This is a genomic window from Flavisericum labens (genome assembly GCF_045446075.1).
In the GTDB taxonomy this organism is placed as follows: Bacteria; Bacteroidota; Bacteroidia; order Flavobacteriales; family Flavobacteriaceae; genus Flavisericum; species Flavisericum labens.
Window position 1 is genome coordinate 133,031 of sequence record NZ_JBJJBQ010000001.1, and the last position, 15,045, is coordinate 148,075.

General features: G+C 34.9%; 14 protein-coding genes. 12 read left to right on the forward strand and 2 right to left on the reverse strand.

Translation table 11 applies throughout. The features are described from left to right. Positions 1-18 precede the first annotated feature (18 nt). A complete protein-coding gene (locus tag ACIEHO_RS00560; protein ID WP_406967557.1) occupies positions 19-1,170 on the reverse strand; it encodes a DNA polymerase III subunit in 1,152 nt (383 codons plus the stop codon). A 195-nt stretch (positions 1,171-1,365) separates the two neighbouring features. Here ACIEHO_RS00560 and ACIEHO_RS00565 point away from each other — a divergent pair, with 195 nt between their 5' ends. From ACIEHO_RS00565 to ACIEHO_RS00575, 3 genes are all read left to right on the forward strand, one after another. After that, the gene (locus ACIEHO_RS00565; RefSeq protein ID WP_406967559.1) at positions 1,366-2,553 is read left to right on the forward strand and encodes a phosphoglycerate kinase; all 1,188 of its coding nucleotides are present in this window, start codon (positions 1,366-1,368) and stop codon (positions 2,551-2,553) included. A gap of 76 nt (positions 2,554-2,629) precedes the next feature. Further along, positions 2,630-4,219 (forward strand): LysM peptidoglycan-binding domain-containing protein, encoded by a 1,590-nt coding sequence (locus tag ACIEHO_RS00570; RefSeq protein WP_406967561.1) that lies wholly within the window; start codon positions 2,630-2,632, stop codon positions 4,217-4,219. 25 nt (positions 4,220-4,244) lie between these two features. Then, the gene (locus ACIEHO_RS00575; RefSeq protein ID WP_406967563.1) at positions 4,245-5,225 is read left to right on the forward strand and encodes a DUF4837 family protein; all 981 of its coding nucleotides are present in this window, start codon (positions 4,245-4,247) and stop codon (positions 5,223-5,225) included. Between the two features lie 78 nt (positions 5,226-5,303). Here ACIEHO_RS00575 and ACIEHO_RS00580 read toward each other — a convergent pair whose 3' ends face one another. After that, positions 5,304-5,486 (reverse strand): twin-arginine translocase TatA/TatE family subunit, encoded by a 183-nt coding sequence (locus tag ACIEHO_RS00580; RefSeq protein ID WP_406967565.1) that lies wholly within the window; start codon positions 5,484-5,486, stop codon positions 5,304-5,306. Between the two features lie 150 nt (positions 5,487-5,636). On the opposite strand from ACIEHO_RS00580, the gene ACIEHO_RS00585 reads away from it, so the two are divergent. From ACIEHO_RS00585 to ACIEHO_RS00625, 9 genes are all read left to right on the forward strand, one after another. After that, positions 5,637-6,506, forward strand: a complete 870-nt coding sequence (locus ACIEHO_RS00585; RefSeq protein ID WP_406967567.1) for a M23 family metallopeptidase — start codon at positions 5,637-5,639, stop codon at positions 6,504-6,506. Continuing rightward, positions 6,507-8,009, forward strand: a complete 1,503-nt coding sequence (locus tag ACIEHO_RS00590; protein ID WP_406967569.1) for a GH3 auxin-responsive promoter family protein — start codon at positions 6,507-6,509, stop codon at positions 8,007-8,009. A 31-nt stretch (positions 8,010-8,040) separates the two neighbouring features. Beyond that, positions 8,041-9,732, forward strand: coding sequence for a DUF6909 family protein (locus tag ACIEHO_RS00595; RefSeq protein WP_406967571.1), 1,692 nt, complete (start codon positions 8,041-8,043; stop codon positions 9,730-9,732). Positions 9,733-9,745: 13 nt separating this feature from the next. Beyond that, positions 9,746-10,795 carry a hypothetical protein gene (locus ACIEHO_RS00600; protein ID WP_406967573.1) on the forward strand — a complete coding sequence of 350 codons (1,050 nt, stop codon included), beginning with the start codon at positions 9,746-9,748 and terminating at the stop codon, positions 10,793-10,795. Positions 10,796-10,922: 127 nt separating this feature from the next. Continuing rightward, on the forward strand, positions 10,923-11,969 hold the full coding sequence (rfbB, locus tag ACIEHO_RS00605) for a dTDP-glucose 4,6-dehydratase (RefSeq protein ID WP_406967575.1): 1,047 nt from the start codon (positions 10,923-10,925) through the stop codon (positions 11,967-11,969). Beyond that, complete coding sequence (gene rfbA, locus ACIEHO_RS00610) at positions 11,970-12,836, forward strand: glucose-1-phosphate thymidylyltransferase RfbA (protein WP_406967577.1); 867 nt, start codon at positions 11,970-11,972, stop codon at positions 12,834-12,836. After that, entirely contained in the window at positions 12,836-13,381 is a 546-nt protein-coding gene (gene rfbC / locus ACIEHO_RS00615; protein WP_406967579.1) for a dTDP-4-dehydrorhamnose 3,5-epimerase, read from the forward strand. The genes rfbA and rfbC overlap by 1 nt, the downstream gene beginning before the upstream one ends. Further along, positions 13,378-14,256: a dTDP-4-dehydrorhamnose reductase gene (rfbD, locus tag ACIEHO_RS00620; RefSeq protein WP_406967581.1), complete on the forward strand. Its 879-nt coding sequence runs from the start codon at positions 13,378-13,380 to the stop codon at positions 14,254-14,256. Before rfbC ends, rfbD begins: the two co-directional genes overlap by 4 nt. 62 nt (positions 14,257-14,318) lie before the next feature. Continuing rightward, positions 14,319-15,044 (forward strand): acylneuraminate cytidylyltransferase family protein, encoded by a 726-nt coding sequence (locus ACIEHO_RS00625; RefSeq protein ID WP_406967583.1) that lies wholly within the window; start codon positions 14,319-14,321, stop codon positions 15,042-15,044. The last annotated feature ends 1 nt before the right edge of the window (position 15,045 follow it).

Sequence of the window (15,045 nt, forward strand, 5' to 3'; positions counted from 1 at the left end):
TGCTTTCATAGGGTTTTTTTATTCCTTTTTATGTAGCAACCGCGTCAGCTTTATCGATAAATCGGTTAAAATAATTTTAGAGTTTCCGTTGCGTTCTATGTGGTAAATAGCGTCTTGCAGTTCGTTGCTAATTTCCATAATATTGTTTCCATGCACGAAAGGCGCAAAATTTTCAAGCTTGAATTTCTCGGTTTTTGGTTCTAGAAAAACCAAACTTGGGGCATTGTAATTTAGAAGTAAAGCCTGCCTAAAAAAGTCTAAACAAAAATTCAAAAATTGCTTTTGGGTTTCGCGTCCAGTTTTGGCAATATCTTCGCTCCAGGAAATTAAATCGTGTATGGCTGCTTTGTTGCCTTTGGCCTTAAAAGCGCTTCTAATCCAGAATATAAACCAAGTTTCAAATTGGATATCTTCAGAATCATGGTAAACCATATCACAGGCCTTGTTGTAATTTCCGTTAGATTGATGTGCAATATTCGTAGCTACACCAATTTCCAAGTTATATTCCTTTATTAAAGCTTCTTTTATTACGTCTTCTGCCAATGGTGGAAAATGCAGAATTTGGCAACGTGAACGGATGGTGTTTATAATCTGCTCTTCGTCCTCAGCTATTAGAAGGAAAATGGTCTTATTGGGCGGTTCCTCAATTAGTTTCAAAAGTTTGTTGGCACATTGAGTATTCATCTTTTCGGCCATCCAAATCAGCATAACCTTATAGCCGCCTTCATAAGATTTCAGCGAAAGCGATTTTACAATTTCACTGGCTTCCTCAACACTTATAAGTCCTTGTTTATTATCAACGCCCAGTAGTTTGTACCAATCAAACAGGTTTCCGTAAGGCTGTTGTGCTAAAAGTTGCCGCCATTCTTCCAAATAAAAACTAGAAACGGGCTTACTCTTAACTTTGTCGCTTGTGGTTACAGGGAATGCGAAATGCAAATCGGGGTGCGAAAAGTTTTTAAACTTTAAATTACAGGATTCATTACCTGTATTATTTTCACCTCCTGAATTGGAGCATAAAATGTACTGCGCATATGCCAAAGCCATGGGCAATGTGCCAGAACCTTCTTTACCAACAAATAATTGGGCGTGCGGAATCCTACCATTATCAACACTTTTGGTTAAATGGTTTTTTATGTGTTTTTGGCCTAAAACATTTTTGAAAAGCATTAAACAAAAGTAAATGAATTTTTCATATTAATAAGGTGCTCATTTCTAAAATGGAACCATAAAAGGTTTAAAAGTTCATGGTTTTAAAAAAAACTTCCCAGTCTATAACGTTTTCGTTAAAAAACACATTTTATATAGCTTTTTAATTACTTACATTTGCGAATCAAATACTTAAAAAGACAAATAATTTTATATATGAAAACGCTTAACGATTTTAACTTTGAGAATAAAAAAGCACTGATTCGAGTAGATTTCAATGTGCCATTGAATGAAAAATTTGAAGTAACCGATGCCACTAGAATTGTATCGGCAAAACCAACAATCATTAAAATTTTGGAAGATGGCGGAAGCTGTATTTTAATGTCTCACTTGGGGCGACCAAAAGGTGCTCAAGATGAATTTTCTTTACGTCATATCGTTGACAAAGTTGAAGATATTTTAGGTGTTGAAGTGAAATTTGTTGATGTATGCATAGGTGAAAAGGCTGAAGAAGCTGTTTCTGCTTTAGAACCTGGTCAAATTTTACTGCTGGAAAACCTACGTTTTCATAAAGAAGAAACTACTGGTGATGTTGATTTTGCAAAGGAACTTTCAAAATTAGGAGATATTTATGTAAACGATGCGTTTGGTACGGCACATAGAGCACATGCTTCAACCACTATTGTTGCCCAGTTTTTTGAAGGCAAGAAATGTTTTGGAAACCTTTTAGCTCAAGAAATCGAAAGCATCAATAAAGTTATGGAAACAGGTGAAAAACCGGTATTGGCGATACTTGGCGGAGCTAAAGTGTCTTCAAAAATCACCATAATAGAAAACATTTTAGATAAAGTAGACCACCTGATTATTGGAGGCGGTATGGCCTTTACCTTTGTTAAAGCTCAAGGCGGAAAAATTGGTGATTCTATTTGTGAAGACGATAAGATGGGATTGGCTTTGGAAATCCTGAAACACGCCGAAGAAAAGAATGTTAGAGTTTATATTCCAGTTGATACTGTTGCTGCTGATGACTTTAGTAACGATGCCAACACGCAAATAGTAAATATTAACGCAATTCCTGATGGTTGGGAGGGTGTTGATGCTGGACCCAAATCAATTGAAATTTTCCATGAAGCCGTAATGAAATCGAAAACTATTCTTTGGAATGGACCTTTAGGCGTTTTTGAAATGGAAAGCTTTGCAAAAGGAACTATCGAACTAGGAAATTCTATTGCTGAAGCCACCAAAAATGGTGCATTTTCATTAGTTGGCGGTGGTGATTCTGTGGCTGCCGTAAAACAATTTGGTTTTGAGGACAAAGTGAGTTATGTAAGTACAGGTGGTGGTGCCATGTTAGAAAGTTTAGAAGGAAAAACATTACCTGGTATTGCTGCAATTTTAGAATAAAGGGATTGAAGTTTTTAAATTACCTCAAAAAATACGATTTTAGCCATATTATCGTTCAATAAACTGAATGAATTTTATGGCTTATCGTTTTTTTATTACTTTTTTATTTCTCAACGTTTTATCTGGTTTATCGCAGGTGAAAGACAGTGTTTCATTGCAAAACAATAAAACGGTTGATACGGTGTTGGAACAGGCCCAACAACTTCTTAGAGACTCTATAATTGACGGACAGTCTCAATCGGTTAAAACCATAAAAGTTGTAGCCGACAGTTTAGATATCAAAAATCTAAAAGATGATAAGTTTGCGGCACAATTAGATGAAAAATGGTTGGAAGAATTATACGGCAATGCCCTCTATGATACCATTTACAAATCGGTTACCGAATTAACTTTTGAAGAAGTTGATTACCCAGAACTTCCCACCGATACCCTTAAGGCGCGTTTAAAGGAACTTGATGCACGCACACCTTTTAATGTAGAATACAATCCATCGTTAGAAAGTGTAATAAAATCATATTTAAAGCGTAGAAGGGAACATCTTCAGAAATTGATGACCTTAAGCGCCTTTTATTTTCCCATGTTTGAGCGCGAACTGGATCTTTATGATATTCCTTTAGAAGTTAAGTATCTAGCCATTGTAGAGTCGGCTTTAAAACCACGTGCCAAATCAAGAGTGGGCGCAACAGGTTTATGGCAGTTTATGTTCAGTACGGGTAAAATGTACGGTTTGGATGTTAGCAGTTATGTTGATGAACGCAGCGACCCTATAAAATCTACCGAGGCGGCCGCGAAATATTTGGCCAAACTATACGAAATATTTGGTGACTGGGATTTGGCTTTGGCCGCATATAATTCGGGTCCGGGTAACGTTACTAAGGCTATAAGGCGTTCAGGTGGTTATAAAAATTACTGGAATATTAGGCACAATTTACCGAGGGAAACCGCAGGTTATTTGCCGGCATTTTTAGCCAATATGTATATTTTTGAATATGCCGAAGAGCATGGTTTTAAAAAATATAGACCGCAATTGGCCTATTTTGAAACCGATACCATAAGGGTAAAACAAATGATAACCTTAGACCAGGTTTCAGAGGTTACTGGAACGCCCATTGAAGAGCTTCAGTTTTTAAACCCCTCTTATAAGCTGGACATTATTCCCTTTATAAAGGATGAAAATTATACATTAAGATTACCTCGAGAAGTTGTTGGCGAATTTGTAAATAATGAAAAAGAAATTTATGCCTTTGCTAAATCAGAATTCGATAAGCGTGAAAAACCCATGCCTCAACTTATTGAAGCCAATCAAAAACTTCGTTATCGCGTTAAATCGGGTGATTATTTAGGAAAAATATCGAGAATGTACGGCGTTAGGGTAAGTGATATTAAGCGTTGGAACGGCCTGCGAAGCAACAATCTTAAAATTGGGCAGCGTTTAACTATCTTTCCAAGAAAACCTAATGTTTCTGTGCCACCGCCAAAAATAGCAACTAAAAAACAAAAACCCATTTCGGGAGAAGTTGTAACTTACGTCGTTCAATCTGGAGACACACTATGGAGTATTTCACAAAAATTTTCTGGAGTTTCTGTACAAAATATTAAAGATTGGAACGGTATTAGTGGTAATAGATTACAACCGGGAATGAAACTTAAAATAGCCAAAGGTTAATTCCTATTAAAACCTAATTCATATTATGCGATATATTCTTTTTTTATTCATATTCACGATGTTTTTGACATCTTGTGGCGACAAAAAAAACTCTAAAGAGCAGCGCTATATTCAAGATTCTTCGGGAGCCATAAACAATGTTTCAGTGGTTATGGAAAATGAAGTGTGGGATGGACGCGTTGGTGAAGCCGTTAGAGCTGTGCTTGCAAAACCTATTTATGGCCTTCCACAAGATGAACCTATGTTTACCATTAGCCAAATTCCACCGGCCGTTTTTTCTGGTTTTGTTACCAAAAATAGAACGGTTTTAATGATTAAGTTAGACGCTAAACCAGGTATAGATTTTTCAGAAAATGTGTATGCCAAGCCTCAAAAGGTAATTGTGGTTAAAGGAAAAACAAAAAAAGAGGTTATTGGAATTTTAAAAGAAAACGAATCGAAAATCATTGAAACTTTCAGAAATGCCGAAATTACCGAAAGGCGCCGTCAAATGGCGAAATCACCACATAGTTTTGAATCAATTAAGGAAAAGTTGAATTTAACCGTAGATTTTCCCTCCATTTATCGCATCGCAAAATCGACAGATGATTTTTTCTGGATTAGAAAAGACATTACAACAGGAACAAGCAACTTAATGATTTATGCACTGCCGCATTCAGCAATTATAAGAAATGATAGTGTTGTAAACCAGATTATTAGAATAAGAGATTCTGTTGGAGAACAATATATTGAAGGCCCCGTTGAAGGCTCCTACCTAGCTACCGAAGAAGCCTATACACCATTTCACGGAGAAACTATTTTAGATAATAAGCCTACCTTGGAAACTAAAGGTGTTTGGGATGTAAAAAATGCCTTTATGGGCGGGCCGTTTATTAATTACGCCATCGAAGACAAAATAAATAAGCGTTGGGTGATTCTTGAAGGTTTTGCTTTTGCCCCATCGGTAGATAAGCGTAACTATATGCTGGAACTTGAAGCGATTATTAAGTCAGTTAAATTGGACTAACCACAAATAAAAGAAATAAAAAAAGACCAACATATTCTATATATGTTGGTCTTTTAGTTTTTAAACTATAAAATAGTTTTATTCTTTTTTATCGCCGTTAGCTTCTTCTTCCTTACTGGCGTCTTTAAATTCTTTAATGCCACTACCTAATCCGCGCATTAATTCTGGTATTTTTTTACCTCCAAATAAAAGTAAAACTACCACCACAATTAGTGCAATTTGCCAGGGTCCAATAGCTAATGGTAACATATATAAACTCATAATCTTTATTTTAATAGCAAAGTTAATAATTAAAAGTAAATAAAAACGTTTTCAGCATAACTTTAGTATTTTATATAGTCTGAAGTTTAACAATGCTTTACTTGGTGATATGACAGAAGTATTGAATAAATTCTATTATTTTTGTTTAACATGAAAGAGAAAAAACATAAGCCAAAAAAGATTAAAAGGAAACTGCTCGATAAATATCGAATGGTTATTCTTAATGAAAATACTTTCGAGGAGCGTTTATCTTTTAAACTTACGCGGCTAAACGTTTTTGTTATGGGATCGCTGTTGGCTATTTTTTTAATTTCCCTAACTTATTTAATTATTGCCTTCACGCCACTTAGGGAGTATATCCCTGGGTATTCATCAACGGCTTTAAAAAAGAAGGCTACAGAGCTTAATTATAAAACGGACTCATTGCAGCGAACTTTGACGATGAACGAACGTTATTACGAATCCATAAAAAAAGTATTAACAGGTGATGTAAGTGGTGTAGATTTTAACAAAGATTCTATTGTGGAAGCTGTTAAACTAGAGGCCATTGAAGTAGATTTAAAACCCATTGCTGAAGATTCTATTCTGCGCGAAAAAGTGGATAAAGAAGACAAATACAATTTGTTTGAATCGGCTACTTCGGCTACAAATTTTGTGTTGTTTCCGCCAGCGAGCGGACAAATAACAGAGCCCTATAATGTAGAAGGAAAGCATTATGCCGTTGATATTGTTGTGGCTAAAGGCACCCCTATAAAGGCGGCTGCAGATGGTATTGTTATTTTTGCCGAATGGACAGCAGCTACAGGCTATGTTGTTATTTTAGAGCACAGCCACGGGTTAATATCAGTTTATAAGCACAATGCATCTGTAACCAAAGAACAGGGTGACTTGGTTAAATCGGGTGAGGTTATAGCCACGGCGGGAAGTTCAGGCGAACTTTCAACCGGGCCGCATTTGCATTTCGAGCTTTGGAACGATGGTTACCCCATAAACCCAACCAACTTTATAGATTTTAACTAAATGACATCAATAAAATCGTTTTTAGCAAAACCTTTTGCAAAACTTGTGTACAAGCGTATTAAAAAATGGGCAGATAGCCCCATTGAAACCCAGCAAAAGGTATTTGGAGAATTAATTTCTGAAGCAACAAGTACCGAGTTTGGTAAAGACCACGACTTTGTTAGCATAAATAATCATAACGATTTTGTTAAGCGCGTACCTATTAGGGACTATGAAGCTTTAAAGCCATACGTTGAGCGCGTTGTTGCTGGCGAAGAAGACATTCTTTGGAAAGGAAAGCCCATTTACTTTGCTAAAACATCTGGGACTACTTCAGGAGCCAAGTACATCCCCATTACCAAAGAAAGCATGCCGAGTCATGTTGAAGCGGCAAGAAACGCCATTTTAATGTACATTCACGAAACGGGCAACATCAGTTTTGTAAACGGCAAAATGATTTTTTTACAAGGAAGCCCCATTTTAAAAGAACAAAATGGTATCCAGTTGGGTAGACTTTCTGGTATTGTAGCGCATTATGTACCCAAATATCTTCAGAAAAACAGATTGCCTTCGTGGGAAACCAATTGTATTGAAGATTGGGAAACCAAGGTAGATGCTATTGTTGAAGAAACATTGCCGCAAAACATGACCATCATATCAGGAATTCCATCATGGGTGCAAATGTATTTTGAAAGGCTTCAGCAAAAAACGAATAAAAAAGTAGGAGAAGTTTTTAAAAATTTCAATTTGTTCATTTTCGGCGGGGTTAATTATGAACCGTATCGTGCCAAATTTGAAAATTTAATTGGGCGAAAAGTAGATAGTATAGAGTTGTATCCAGCCAGTGAAGGTTTCTTTGCGTTCCAAGATCAACAGAACGAAAAGGGGATGTTACTTCAACTCAATTCGGGCATCTTTTATGAATTTATTAAAGCCGATGAGTTTTTTAATGAAAACCCTAAACGCATCACCATCAAAGATGTTGAAGTTGGTGTTAATTATGTTATGATTATTTCTACAAATGCTGGTTTGTGGGGCTATAATATTGGGGATACTGTAGAGTTTACATCAACCAAGCCATACCGTGTTATTGTTTCTGGTAGGATTAAGCATTTTATTTCGGCCTTTGGTGAGCACGTTATTGGCAAAGAAGTAGAGCAAGCCATGCAGGAAGCCACAGAAAACACCAATATTAGAGTTTCAGAGTTTACGGTGGCACCACAAATAAATCCTGTTGAAGGTTTACCTTATCACGAATGGTTTGTTGAGTTTGAAAATGAACCAGAAAGCATTTCCGCTTTATCGCAAAAACTGGATGAATCGCTTCAGAAGCAAAATTCATATTACTTTGATCTTATTGAAGGCAAGGTTTTGCAACAGCTCAAAATCACGAAAGTTAAAAAAGGAGGCTTTCAAGAATACATGAAATCAGTGGGGAAATTGGGAGGTCAAAACAAAATCCCAAGATTGGCTAACGACCGAAAAATTGTGGATGGGTTTGCAGGTGTGAAATCGCACAAATAATAGTATCTTTGCCGCGGATTTAATGACAATAATGAGTAATAAAAAACATCATGCAAGGACGCGGGCCCAAGAGAGCTCAAACGCCATTGAGCGTATGTATATTACTATGCGTCATTTATTTAATCGTGGGTTTTACAAGCCTATGGGTATTTCGGGCGAGACCTTAAGAGAAGCATTGCTCACCTTACGCCCAGAAATTTATGGTTCAATAGCTGAAGAAAAAGCCGAGCTGGAAGGTTTGCTTTATGTAATCGATAGACTTCCAATAGGAATTGAACAGTGCTCTTTTATAAATTTAACCAGTGATGAAGGTTATGGCAGTTCGCATTTTAAAGCCATAATTCCCGAAAAACGTCGACGAAACTGTTACAGAATTGATGCTGAACAAATGAACATTGAGATTACTCGAGGTCGTTCAGATATTTATGATATTCTAACACATTTAACGTTTCTTTTTGTTGAATCCCATAAAATAAGTTCTAAAGTACTTATAAACGATGAGGGTGCTACCACAAGAGATTGGAAAAAGTTAGAAAAAGCTGTGTTGGCCAATAGCGAATTGTCACAAGAAGAAAGAGAGGTAGCTATAACCCATGTGGCCACAATTCTAGGTAGAACCTTTAAGGAGCTAACGAGTATCTATGATAAGTTTGCTACATCTAGCCAGCCAGAGCGCTTTTTGCATATTATATACTGGTTGGGTAAATTAGCCATAAACGAACAAGTAGATTTTAACAAAAGAACCATTACATTTAGTCCGGTACTAAGAGAACGTATTGGCCACCATATTCATGGCGAAATTTGGGCGGATAATATAAAGGGTTATCTTTTTAAAAATAATCTTTTTGATAGGCCTATCCACATTATCAGTGCTAATATGCACAGTGTTATGAACACGCTTTTTGCTTATTCGTTTTTAAAGTCGAAAAATGAAGGTGATAAAGATATTTTCAGGCTATATGAGTCTTTAAGTAATAATGAAAATCAAGCATTACGAAATAAAGTAATAAAAGAAGCGTTGAGCAAGGGTATGAGCTGTTTAAAGGATACCTCGGGAACAAATATTGATGTTCAGGTGTTCGATACATCAAAAATAGAGGTATCAAAACTGGATATTAATGTTGACGCTGTAGTCGTAGAAAAAGTAAAACCAGTGCTATTGGTGATGGATTATGCTTTTGGTGAGCAGGCTTATGAAACAATCGACGAGTTGTTGAAACCTTATAAAACAAAAGGAAAGAAAATTCATTTAAATGTGGAGTCGGTTTCAATAATGGGAAAAGCAGGAATTCTTGAAGGAGGCAAGGGAGATATTATGATACCATCGGCACATATTTTTGAAGGTACAGCTGATAATTACCCTTTTGAAAACGAGTTAAAAAAAGGACATTTAGAAAATCAAGGCGTTGATGTATATGAAGGCTCCATGATAACAGTCCTAGGAACTTCCCTACAAAACAAGGATATTTTAAAGTTTTTTCACAACTCTACTTGGCGGGTAATTGGTTTAGAAATGGAAGGGGCGCATTACCAAAAGGCCATTCAAGCTGCATCAAAAGTACGCGGGAGCATCAAGCCAGACGTTAAAGTAAGATATGCGTATTATGCCAGTGATAACCCATTGGAAACTGGAGCTACCTTGGCTTCAGGAGGGTTGGGTACATCTGGGGTGAAACCAACATATTTAATTACAAGAACCATATTGGAACAAATACTAAATTAACAAACAGACAATTATGAGTAAGGATTTACCACAACCGCAGCAATCAGAAGAAGTAGATTTAGGCCAGTTGTTTAAATTAATAGGAAATGCATTTAGTCGTCTTTTTCAGTTTATTGAAAATATTTTTAAAGGCTTATTTAATATCGTTATCAATTTTTTGATTTTCGTTCAAAAGCACTTCAAAAAATTGGTTATGGTTGGTGTTATAGGTGTGGCAGCAGGAACTTATTTAGATTTTAAAAAGGAGCCTAAGTTTGTTTCAACCATGGTTGTAGAACCTAATTTTAATAGCGTTCAACAGCTGTACAACAATATAAAATTTTATAACGAATTGGCAGTAGCAAAAGACTCAACGGCTCTTTCAGAGGTTTTGGACATATCTAAAAAAGAGGCCTCTGCAATAAGAGAGTTTGATGTTGAATCCTATTCTGATGAAAACCAAAAGATACAATTATTTGATGAATTTGTTAGGAGTTTGGATACCACCACCCAAAAGGCAATAGACATTAAAGCCTATCTTGAAAATTTCAATTCTTTTGATGCGCCTTTTCATACCGTTTCCATCGTCACTACTAATAATAGCATCGCTAAAAAAATACAACCATCAATAATTAATTCAATTTCTAGAAACGATTATTTCAAACTTCAGAAAAACATAAGCGAAACCAATATAAATCTGCAGGATAGTCTATATAAAAAGCAGATAAGAGAAATAGATTCTCTACAGATATTGTACAAAAAGGTTATGCTTAAAGAAGCAGAGCGAGATTTAGGGGGCACCAATATTAGTTTAGGTGAAGATGGCTCAAAAGACAATAAAGAACTTGCTCTAATAAACAAAATGAACGAATTGAAGAACAGTTTGGTAGAGCTTAATGAAGAACGTGGAAATAAATCCAGTATCTTGAATGTTATCTCTGAGTTTCCGGTAAAAGGAGTTAAAATAAAAGGGATATTAAAATCTTACAAGTTTCTCGTGCCCTGTTTGCTATTGGGCATGACGTTTTTGGTTTTAGGCTTAATATCATTAAACAAGTACCTTCATAATTATAAAAAGGATTAAGAAGCGAACTTTTTTAAATAAGTAAAGAATGTTTATCAAACCTTAATTTAAGTTTCTTGATATTGTAATTAGCGTTTAATAGGGGATTTAATTTTACGGGTATATTAAAAGATGTAAACAACGGATTATGAAGAAAATACTAATTACAGGAGGAGCAGGTTTTATAGGATCGCATGTTGTACGCCTTTTTGTTAATACCTATAAAAAATACAAGATATATAACCTAGATGCATTAACCTATGCCGGGAATTTAGAAAACTTAAAGGATGTTGAAGATGAACCCAATTATAATTTTATAAGGGGAGACATTAATGATATTGAATTTATAAACGATTTATTTAAAAAACACCAATTTGATGCAGTGATCCATCTTGCGGCAGAATCGCACGTAGATCGATCAATTACCGACCCACTTGCCTTTGTTAGAACGAATGTGTTTGGTACAGTAAACTTGTTGAATGCTGCAAAAGAAACTTGGAAAGATAATTTTGAAAACAAGCTTTTTTATCATGTAAGCACTGATGAGGTTTATGGCTCTTTAGGACAAAAAGGGTTGTTTACAGAAACAACCCCTTACGACCCAAACTCCCCTTATTCATCATCAAAGGCAAGTTCGGATCATTTTGTTAGAGCTTATGGAGAAACTTATAAATTACCATACCTAATAAGTAATTGTTCTAATAATTATGGACCCAATCAATTTCCCGAGAAATTAATTCCATTATTCATTAATAATATAATTGACAATAAACCGCTTCCCGTATATGGGAACGGCAATTATACCAGGGATTGGTTGTATGTTATTGATCATGCTATTGCAATCGATAAGGTTTTTCACTACGGAAATCAATCAGAAACATATAACATAGGAGGGTTTAATGAATGGAAAAATATCGATTTAGTTAAGGTATTATGTGCTCAAATGGACAAAAGGTTAGGAAGAGCAAAAGGAAGTTCTGAAAATCTAATAACGTATGTTAAAGACAGGCCTGGGCATGATTTAAGATATGCTATTGATGCTTCAAAAATCAACAAAGAGTTAGGTTGGAAACCTTCGGTTACTTTTGAAGAAGGCTTAGAAATTACAATAGATTGGTATTTAAATAATAAGGATTGGCTTAACAACGTAACTAGTGGAGCGTACGAACAATATTATGAAAAACAATACAATTAAATGAAAGGAATAATTTTAGCAGGTGGTTCAGGAACAAGGTTACATCCTCTAACTTTATCGGTAAGCAAGCAATTAATGCCTATTTACGATAAGCCGATGATTTATTACCCCTTATCAACCTTAATGTATGCAGGTATAAATGAATTTCTGATAATTTCTACCCCCAAAGACTTGCCTTTATTTAAAGATCTTTTAGGCGATGGAAAAAAATATGGATGCAGATTTGAGTATGCCGTTCAAGATAAACCAAACGGTTTAGCTGAGGCTTTCATAATAGGTGAAGAATTTATAGGCCAAGATAAGGTTGCCTTAATTTTAGGCGATAACATTTTTTACGGTACGGGATTGGCTAAGTTATTGCAGGCCAATAATAATCCTAAAGGCGGTATTATTTATGCCTATCGAGTACATGACCCAGAACGTTATGGCGTAGTTGAATTTAATGAAAATGGACAAGCTGTTTCTATTGAAGAAAAACCAAATGACCCTAAATCAAATTATGCGGTTCCTGGTATTTATTTTTATGATAATTCAGTTGTGGAGATAGCAAAAAACATAAAACCTAGCGATAGAGGGGAGTTAGAGATTACTGATGTCAATAGGGCTTATTTAAAACAAGGAAAATTGAGTGTAAGCATATTAGATAGAGGAACAGCTTGGTTGGATACGGGCACGTTTCAATCCTTAATGCAGGCCTCTCAATTTGTTGAAGTAATTGAAGAACGACAAGGCCTTAAAATTGGAGCTATTGAAGGTGCGGCATTTGAAATGGGATATATTAGCAAAGAACAATTCAAAACGTTAGCCAAACCATTATTGAAAAGTGGATACGGAAAAAACCTATTAGGTTTATTGAACAAAAAATAATGATTGTAGAAGAAACAAAATTAAAGGGTTGCTTTATCATGACCCCTAAAGTTTTTCAAGATGAACGGGGTTATTTTTTTGAAAGTTTTAATCAAAATGCATTTAACAAAGCTATTGGTAAAGAAGTAAATTTTGTTCAGGATAACGAATCTTATTCAACACGGGGTGTTTTAAGAGGATTACACTATCAAATAGGAGAGTTTGCTCAAGCGAAATTAGTTCGTGTAATTAAAGGAGCTGTTTTAGATGTAGCAGCTGACCTTAGAAAGGATTCTTCTACTTACGGAGAACACGTTTCTGTTGAATTGACAGAAGTTAATAAAAAGCAGTTCTTTGTACCTCGTGGTTTTGCTCATGGGTTTATTGTATTAAGTGAGTATGCAGTATTTTCCTATAAATGTGATAACTATTATAATAAAGAATCAGAAGGCGGAATTATTTACAATGATAAAAGTTTAAATATTGATTGGGTTTTAAATGAGAATGAATTTATAATTTCCGAAAAAGATCAGATACTAAAACCCTTAAGCCAAATTCAATTATGAAAAAAATATTGGTAACAGGGTCATTAGGTCAATTAGGAAGGTGTATTCAAGATACAACAAATAAATATCTTGATTTTGAGTATAAATTTGTTGATTTAGATGAGTTGGATATATCTAATTTAGAACAAATACAATTAGTTTTTGATGAATATAAACCAGATTTTTGTATAAATACAGCAGCATATACGGCAGTTGATAAGGCTGAAAATGATACTCAAAGAGCTTTTGATGTAAATGCAAATGGAGCAAAAAATTTAGCTGAATCCTGTCTAAAGCATAATACTGTTTTAATTCATGTTTCAACAGATTTTGTTTTTGATGGGACTAAAAGCACCCCATATAAAGAAACTGATTTACCCAATCCAATAAGTGTATATGGAGCTTCAAAATGGGAAGGTGAAAAGCATATTCAGGCTATTTTACCAAAGCATATTATTATTCGAACTTCATGGCTGTATTCTCCTTATTGTAGCAATTTTGTAAAGACTATGTTGCGTTTAGCAGAAAGTAATTCAACATTGAACATTGTTAGTGATCAAATTGGAACACCAACCAATGCCTCTGATTTGGCATACGCCATCATGAAAGTAATCTCAACAATTAGTTTACAGAATAATAATAAATCAGAATCGTTCTATGGCACTTACCATTTTAGTAATGAAGGAGCCTGCAGTTGGTTTGATTTTGCGAAAAAAATATTTGAGGTTAATAAAATTGAAATAAATTTAAAACCAATACTAACATCTAGTTATCCAACACCCGCCAATAGGCCAATGTTTAGTGTTTTAGATAAAACAAAATTTAAAGAAACATTTGCTGTAAAGATTGCTAATTGGGAGGATAAAATTATTAAAAGAGAAGCTATTAAAAATTAAAAGTTTATAGCTTGTATCTTTAGCAAAAAGGAATTGATTTTGAAACACATTAAATTGCATAAATGAAAAAAAAGAGAATTGTAGCACTGCTAACAGGAAGAGGAAATAGCACATTGTTGAATAAAAATATTTTACCTGTTTTTGGCAAACCACTTTTATATTATCCCGCAATGGCAGCTAAAACATGTGACTTAATTACAGATTTTTATGTAAGTAGCAACGATGAAAAAATATTAAAGGCGGCTGAAAATTGTGGTTACAAGCGCATTGTAAGACCTGAAGAGTATTCTACTCCAACAGCGCAGCACAAAGATGTTATATTACATGCCTTAGAGGTGATGAAAGAAGATGGAATAAATCCAGATATTTTAATTGTTCTCATGGCTAATTCAGGAGTTGTAAAAAAGGAATGGATTGAAGATTCAATAAAAAATATATTAGAAAATGAAGACTTATCAGCTTCCGCTCCAGTAAAAATAGACCAAGACCATCATCCTTATAGAGCAAAAAAGCTTAGGGAAGATGGTTGTATTGATACTTGGTTTGATTTTAGCAAAGAAACGGTATCAACCAATAGACAAGATTTACCAGGATGTTATTATTTGTGCCATAATTTTTGGACACTTAATGTTGAAAAATCTATAAAAGCACAAGGAGGACAACAACCTTGGGGATTTATGGGTAATAATGTAAAACCAATAATAGTTGAAGAAGGTTTTGATGTTCATATTCTAGAAGATATACAGAGAACTGAAAAATGGATAATGGGAGAAGGAATTAAATATTAGA

Coding starts and splice junctions, on each gene's coding strand:
- ACIEHO_RS00595 (WP_406967571.1), top strand. CDS start 8,041: ATGAGTAATAAAAAACATCATGCAAGGACGCGGGCCCAAGAGAGCTCA.
- ACIEHO_RS00585 (WP_406967567.1), top strand. CDS start 5,637: ATGAAAGAGAAAAAACATAAGCCAAAAAAGATTAAAAGGAAACTGCTC.
- ACIEHO_RS00560 (WP_406967557.1), bottom strand. CDS start 1,170: ATGCTTTTCAAAAATGTTTTAGGCCAAAAACACATAAAAAACCATTTA.
- rfbD (WP_406967581.1), top strand. CDS start 13,378: ATGAAAAAAATATTGGTAACAGGGTCATTAGGTCAATTAGGAAGGTGT.
- ACIEHO_RS00600 (WP_406967573.1), top strand. CDS start 9,746: ATGAGTAAGGATTTACCACAACCGCAGCAATCAGAAGAAGTAGATTTA.
- rfbA (WP_406967577.1), top strand. CDS start 11,970: ATGAAAGGAATAATTTTAGCAGGTGGTTCAGGAACAAGGTTACATCCT.
- ACIEHO_RS00580 (WP_406967565.1), bottom strand. CDS start 5,486: ATGAGTTTATATATGTTACCATTAGCTATTGGACCCTGGCAAATTGCA.
- ACIEHO_RS00575 (WP_406967563.1), top strand. CDS start 4,245: ATGCGATATATTCTTTTTTTATTCATATTCACGATGTTTTTGACATCT.
- ACIEHO_RS00590 (WP_406967569.1), top strand. CDS start 6,507: ATGACATCAATAAAATCGTTTTTAGCAAAACCTTTTGCAAAACTTGTG.
- ACIEHO_RS00565 (WP_406967559.1), top strand. CDS start 1,366: ATGAAAACGCTTAACGATTTTAACTTTGAGAATAAAAAAGCACTGATT.
- rfbC (WP_406967579.1), top strand. CDS start 12,836: ATGATTGTAGAAGAAACAAAATTAAAGGGTTGCTTTATCATGACCCCT.
- rfbB (WP_406967575.1), top strand. CDS start 10,923: ATGAAGAAAATACTAATTACAGGAGGAGCAGGTTTTATAGGATCGCAT.
- ACIEHO_RS00625 (WP_406967583.1), top strand. CDS start 14,319: ATGAAAAAAAAGAGAATTGTAGCACTGCTAACAGGAAGAGGAAATAGC.
- ACIEHO_RS00570 (WP_406967561.1), top strand. CDS start 2,630: ATGGCTTATCGTTTTTTTATTACTTTTTTATTTCTCAACGTTTTATCT.